General features: G+C 40.0%; 6 protein-coding genes and 1 other annotated feature. All 6 genes read left to right on the top strand.

The window, feature by feature from the left end:
* On the top strand, positions 1–1,008 hold a 1,008-nt coding region (locus tag AC1DSB_RS12095; protein WP_477586796.1), incomplete at its 5' end, for an MDR family MFS transporter.
* 216 nt (positions 1,009–1,224) lie between these two features.
* Positions 1,225–2,568 carry a sigma-54 interaction domain-containing protein gene (locus AC1DSB_RS12090; RefSeq protein ID WP_477586795.1) on the top strand — a complete coding sequence of 448 codons (1,344 nt, stop codon included), beginning with the start codon at positions 1,225–1,227 and terminating at the stop codon, positions 2,566–2,568.
* A 234-nt stretch (positions 2,569–2,802) separates the two neighbouring features.
* Complete coding sequence (locus tag AC1DSB_RS12085) at positions 2,803–3,492, top strand: CoA transferase subunit A (protein ID WP_342543215.1); 690 nt, start codon at positions 2,803–2,805, stop codon at positions 3,490–3,492.
* 20 nt (positions 3,493–3,512) lie between these two features.
* Positions 3,513–4,175 (top strand): 3-oxoacid CoA-transferase subunit B, encoded by a 663-nt coding sequence (locus AC1DSB_RS12080; protein WP_342543216.1) that lies wholly within the window; start codon positions 3,513–3,515, stop codon positions 4,173–4,175.
* 34 nt (positions 4,176–4,209) lie between these two features.
* Positions 4,210–5,550, top strand: coding sequence for a GntP family permease (locus AC1DSB_RS12075; protein WP_477586794.1), 1,341 nt, complete (start codon positions 4,210–4,212; stop codon positions 5,548–5,550).
* A gap of 47 nt (positions 5,551–5,597) precedes the next feature.
* Positions 5,598–6,365, top strand: coding sequence for a 3-hydroxybutyrate dehydrogenase (locus AC1DSB_RS12070; RefSeq protein WP_477586793.1), 768 nt, complete (start codon positions 5,598–5,600; stop codon positions 6,363–6,365).
* A 44-nt stretch (positions 6,366–6,409) separates the two neighbouring features.
* Positions 6,410–6,629: a binding site (T-box leader), on the top strand.
* The last annotated feature ends 100 nt before the right edge of the window (positions 6,630–6,729 follow it).

The following is a 6,729-nucleotide window of genomic DNA, read 5'->3' as shown; positions in this document are numbered from 1 at the left end:
TTGTTTGACCGTATTGGTGGGTATAAATCCATCATGCTTGGAATTGTCATTACTATAATTGGTCTGATTGGGTTAACTCTATGGCACGGTTGGCCGCATTATGTGTGGTTCCTGACGATTATAGGATTCAGTGGAGGTATTGTCTTTCCTAGTATGTATGCGATGGTGGGAACTGCCTGGCCGGAAGGTGGGAGGAAAGCGTTCAATGCGATCTATCTTGCACAAAATTTGGGTGTAGCTATCGGTCCAGCAGTAGCTGGAATTATCGCGGATGCTAGTTTTGATTATATTTTCATTGCGAATTTAGGCATGTATATTGTGTTCTTTTTCATTGCGTTTTTTGGCTATCGAAAGTTTAATATTTCGCCGAATATGCATACTTCCGTCATTAATGAAGGGAAAAAGATACGTAACAAAGCACCGTTTTATGCCTTGCTTATCGTCACTAGCGGCTATTTACTATGTTGGCTAGTGTATGTGCAATGGCAGTCAACTATTGCGACGTATACTCAGGAGCTGGGACTGACACTGAAGCATTACAGTTTGCTATGGACAATTAATGGGTTGCTCATTTTAGCTGCCCAGCCAATCATTCAACCGATTGTCAAAAGACTTGAACACCGTGTAAAAGCTCAGTTGGTTTTAGGTATTGTCATCATGATGATTTCATTTATCGTCGTTGGATATGCACAAGTATTTTCGATGTTCGTAACAGCGATGGTGATATTGACCATTGGGGAGATGTTTGTGTGGCCCGCTGTGCCGACTTTAGCAAGTCAGCTGGCACCTAAGGGCAGGGAAGGATTCTATCAGGGAATTGTTAACAGTACAGCGACTGTTGGCAGAATGCTGGGTCCTTTTGTAGGTGGAGTCCTGGTCGATCAGTATGGTATGACAGCTATGTTTTTAATCTTGACGTCATTCATGGCATTGGCTATCATCCCAAGCCTTTACTATGATCGTCCACTTAAAAAGGCAATGTTAAAGAATGCAGTAGATGTTGAATAAGAATTGAAAGAGTACATGTACTTTTCTGTTGCATGATGGCATAGGTAGTAAGAGTGCAATTACATCTATCATGAAATCTATGATAATAATAGAAAAGTTAAATATAACCTTAAGAAAAGAAAGTGAAGAGCCTACTTAGGCTCTTCGCTTTTTTGCATAATTGCGTATTCTTTGGGAAAATAGAATGGAACGAATCGCAAAGTTAGGGTGAGCAAAATGAAGTCAGTATTACAACAATTACCGGAGTCTGTTCTTGCACAAATATTGGAGAACGCCTTTCAATGGTTTGTCGTGGTAGATAAAAATTCACGAATCCTTTATATCAACGAAGACTATTGCCGGTTTTTAGAGGTGCCACGAGATCAAGCCATCGGAAAACCTGTGGATGAAGTAATCGAAAATACAAAAATGCACGAAGTTATTAAATCCGGAATGGCACACCAAGCATCTCCTCATTACATAAAAGGGACATATATGCTGGCTAATCGCGTACCTTTAATAGTGGATGGAGAAATTGTCGGTGCTTTTGGAAGCGTTGTTTTTCGGGATATGAACGATTGGAAAAAGCTTAGTTCACACGTTAGGACTACCATGGACAAAATTAACATGACTTCGCATGAAGCACCGAACAAATTATATCGTCTTGAAGATATCAAAGGTAGTTCGAAAGCGATTCGTTCGATCAAAGAAACAATACAAATGATTGCCCCAAGTGATTTGTCCGTACTGATAGAAGGCGAAAGTGGGACGGGAAAAGAACTATTCGCTCAAAGTATCCATGAACGATCGGAGCGTGCCGAATTTCCCTTTGTGAAAATTAATTGTGCAGCAATCCCAGAGGATTTATTGGAATCGGAGATTTTTGGTGCCTATTTAGAGCCCGAAAAGCATCATCGAAAAGGACGCTTTGAACTTGCCGATAATGGCACCTTGTTTCTTGATGAAATTGGTGCAATGCCACTGACCATTCAAGCGAAGCTATTACGCGCTATACAGGAAGGTGAAATTGAACCCATTGGCTCTAATATGACGAAACAGGTAAACGTTAGAATACTTGCAGCAACCAATCGTCCTTTGGAACATTTAATTGAACAAGGCAAATTCCGAGAAGATTTATATTATCGAATACAAGCCATTACGCTACGTATTCCCCCGTTACGTGAGCGAATGGAAGATTTCACAGAACTGGCTAATACCTTTCTGCAGCAATACATATTAAAGGCTGGTAAACGCAGACTTGTCCTGTCGAGCCGAACAAGAGAGTATTTACAAAACTACCATTGGCCCGGCAATGTTCGCGAATTGCAAAATGTCATTCAAGCGGCAGTTTATTTAGCCGAGCACGAGATAATAGAACCCACTGCATTACCGGAACAATTGAAACAAGTTCGAAAAAAACCCGTAACTCAGTTCGTCAACTTGCAGGATGCAATTGAAGATCTTGAAAAAATGATGATTCAACATGCATTGCAAGATGAAAAGGATAAAAGGATAATAGCCAAACAATTARGACTGAGTCGTTCGACACTTTATGAAAAAATAAAAAAATATAACTTATGACCTAATTCCGAATAAACGGACGTAAATCCGAAAAATAGGACTACTAATTTCGACAAAATCTCTATTCATATTAAATAGACTTCTAAACAGTCCGAAATTTCGGACTTGAAGACGAGGAATTTCGACAATTAGTTGTCACAACTTCTATTGCGTGAAAATTCCGTATCTGTTTTAATAGCTATGAAAGCGCTTTTATACAATTAATTAAATGAATTCTTGTAAGGAGGAAAACACATGAAGCCAATCTATTCTTCTGCAGAAGAGGCTGTACAACAAATTCAAAATGGTGCGACATTAATGGTCGGTGGTTTTGGACTGGTTGGAATACCCGAAAAATTGATTCTTGCTCTTGTTGATAAAGGAGTAACCGATTTAACCGTTATCTCGAATAACTGTGGAATAGATGATTGGGGACTTGGTCTTTTATTGAAAAATAAACAAATAAAAAAGATGATCGGTTCATATGTTGGTGAAAACAAGGAATTTGAACGCCAAGTATTATCTGGCGAAATCGAAGTGGAGTTGACGCCACAAGGGACTTTAGCTGAAAAAATTCGTGCGGGCGGTGCTGGCATTCCTGCATTCTTTACTCCGGCAGGCGTTGGTACAACCATTGCTGAAGGAAAAGAAATTCGTGATTTTGACGGTAAGGAATATGTACTTGAAGAAGCATTGCGAGCTGACTTTGCACTTGTTCGTGCTGCGAAAGCTGATAAGTTTGGGAATCTTGTTTATAACAAAACAGCGCAAAACTTTAATCCGATGATGGCGGCTGCAGGGAAATTCACCATTGCAGAAGTGGAAGAAATTGTTGAAACAGGTGATTTGGATCCGAACACAGTTCAAACACCAAGCATCTATGTACAAGGACTACTGCAAGCATCACAAGAAAAACGGATTGAACGTTTAACGACTCGTTCATAAGACAGGAGGAGACAAACAGCATGGGAAAAGTAAATGTTAGGGATCGTATAGCTATTCGAGCTGAACAAGAAATTGAAGACGGAAACTACGTGAACTTAGGAATTGGGATGCCAACTTTGGTTGCAAACTATATTTCTCCTAACAAAACAGTAGTTTTACAATCTGAAAACGGATTACTAGGTATCGGACCGTATCCAACAGAAAATGAAGTTGATCCTGACTTGATTAACGCAGGAAAGGAAACGGTTACAACAATTCCAGGTTCTGCATTTTTCACAAGTGCTGAGTCGTTTGCCATGATTCGTGGTGGACATGTTGACGTTGCTATTTTAGGTGGTATGGAAGTTTCAGAGACTGGCGATTTAGCAAACTGGATGATTCCAGGCAAAATGATTAAAGGCATGGGCGGCGCAATGGATTTAGTTCATGGTGCCAAGAAAATCATCGTGATTATGGACCATGTTGCAAAAGATGGGTCAGCCAAAATCAAGAAACAATGTGATCTCCCGTTAACCGGTAAAGGCGTTGTAAATAAAATAATTACAGAACGTGCTTTGATTGAAGTAACACCAACTGGATTGGTTCTAAAAGAAGTTTTTGAAGGGTTCTCTGTTCAAGACGTCATTGATTCTACAGAAGCTTCTTTAAATGTGGATAATGTAAAAGAAAACGTCCAGTTCTAAAACGTCTTAATAAAATTTCGGGGGAAATTTATTAATGGATACTAGTATTGTATTAAGTATGATCGGCCTCCTTGGTGGACTAGCTTTACTCATTTTCTTAACATTAAAAGGTGTAAACATTCTTATTGGTGGACCGATTTCTGCATTATTCGTTGCCGTCATGAGTGGTCTGCCATTATTTCCTCAGTTGGTTGAAGAAGGAGCAGCAAACTTTGTTACCAGTTATATGACAGGTTTTACATCATTCATTTTAGCTTGGTACCTAATGTTCTTACTTGGGGCTGTTTTTGGAAAAGTAATGGAAGACAGTGGTGCTGCAGATTCAGTTGCCAAATGGTTTGTTGCAAAATTAGGCATGAAGTTTGCCGTGCTTGCAATTGTACTTGCATGTGCAGCTTTAACTTACGGCGGTGTTAGTTTGTTCGTCGTAGCATTCTCTGTATATCCAATGGCTATCTCTTTATTTAAACAAGCAGATTTACCACGTCGTTTTATTCCAGCGACATTAGCTTTAGGATCTGTCACATTTACAATGACTTCTGCAGGTTCTCCAGAAATTCAAAACYGGATTCCAATTCCATATTTAAAGACAGATCAGTTTGCAGGTTGGGAAGTCAGTTTAATTGTAGCTGCTTTCATGGCAGTTTTCGGTTATTGGTGGTTGAAAAAACTTATCACGAAAGCAGTCAATAAAGGTGAACGTTTTGAAGATCGTGAAACGGATCCAACTTTTGATGTAAACCGTCCATTGCCAAATCCATTCCTATCTATGATTCCATTATTGGTTGTATTGGGTATTTCGTTCATTTTCCACAATGAATTAAAAACTTCCGCATTAATTGTTGCCTTGCTGGGTGGAATTATTGCAACGTTTATCGTTAGTTGGAAATACTTTAAATCACCTTGGGAAGCAGTTTCTGCGGGTACTGTAGGTGCTATTATCGCTATTGGTAACACGGCTGCGGTTGTAGGTTTCGGTGGAGTTGCAAAATCTGTGCCTGCATTTCAGGTAGCAGTTGATGCAATGACAAGCATTCCTGGTTCTCCTTTAATCGGAGCGGCTGTAGCGGTATCAGTAATTGCAGGTATGACTGGTTCAGCTTCTGGTGGGCAAGCTATTGCATTACCATTATTAGCACCAGGTTATATGGATGCTGGTGTTAACCCTGAAGCGTTACACCGTGTTGTGGCCATTTCATCTGGAGCGCTTGATTCATTGCCACACAATGGCTATGTTGTCACAACTATTCATTCCATTTGTGGTGAGAAATATAGCCAAGCTTATTGGGCAGTAGCTGCAACTACAGTTGTTACACCAGCAATCGGTGTAGTAATTGCGATTATACTATTCTCGTTTGGTTTTGGAATTAATTAAATGAACTCAGCCGCCTAGTGCGGCTGATTTTTTTGGAGGGAAATATGATGGTAAAAGATAAAGTGTTATTCATTACTGGTGCAGCACAAGGAATCGGTTTTCAAATAGCACAAGAGTTTGCACAAGCTGGCGCCAAAGTGGTGTTGACTGATTTGAATGAAGAAAAAGTAAAAGAAGCAGCGGCTTCACTTGGTTCAGGTGCAATCGGCTTAAAATGTGATGTAACTGTTGAAGAGGAAATTATCATTTCAATCGATGAAACCATCAGACAATTTGGCAAGCTTGATATTTTAATCAACAATGCTGGTATGCAACACGTTGCCATGTTGGAAGATTTCCCAACTGCACGTTTTGAATTGCTTATAAAAATCATGCTCACTGCTCCATTTATTGCCACGAAAAATGTATTGCCACATATGCGCAAACAAGGCTTCGGCCGTATTATCAATATGGCCTCAATCAACGGATTAGTAGGGTTTGCTGGTAAATCAGCCTATAACTCGGCCAAGCATGGCGTGATTGGATTGACGAAAGTTACAGCTCTTGAAACAGCAGTGGACGGCATTWCCGTAAATGCAATTTGCCCAGGTTATGTGGACACGCCTCTTGTGCGTAATCAGTTGCAAGATTTGGCTACAACTCGCAATGTGCCCCTTGAATCAGTGCTTGAAGAAGTTATTTATCCGTTGGTTCCACAAAAACGTTTACTGGATGTAAAAGAAATCGCGGATTTAGCGATGTTCTTATCCAGCGAATCGGCAAAAGGCATGACGGGACAGGCAGTTGTTCTGGACGGCGGATATACTGTTCAATAAATCTTGTGCTTTTTGAAAACTTCGATTACAATAAAAAACAATAGTGTAAGACTGTGAAAAGGATCAGTAAATAATGTTGTGTTTTGTAGAGAGCCGACGGTTGGTGCAAGTCGGTATCACAAATTATTGAACTCGCCTTGGAGTCTGCAGTGGTGAAGTAGTAGTAACCGGTGCCGTTTTCCGCGTTAAGGAAACAAGTTGAGCAATATTTGTTGCTAATTTGGGTGGTACCGCGGGAGTATGCGTATAACTCTCGTCCCTTAGTCTTTTTTGACTAATGGACGAGAGTTTTTTTTATTTTGGCTATGTTATATTTCTTTGTTGTTTTTTACTGGTAAGTGATATGGAGCAAAACAGCGAAGAC

This window comes from Paenisporosarcina sp. P4_E4_2, assembly GCF_056401595.1.
This window is presented reverse-complemented; position numbering and strand designations above follow the sequence as displayed.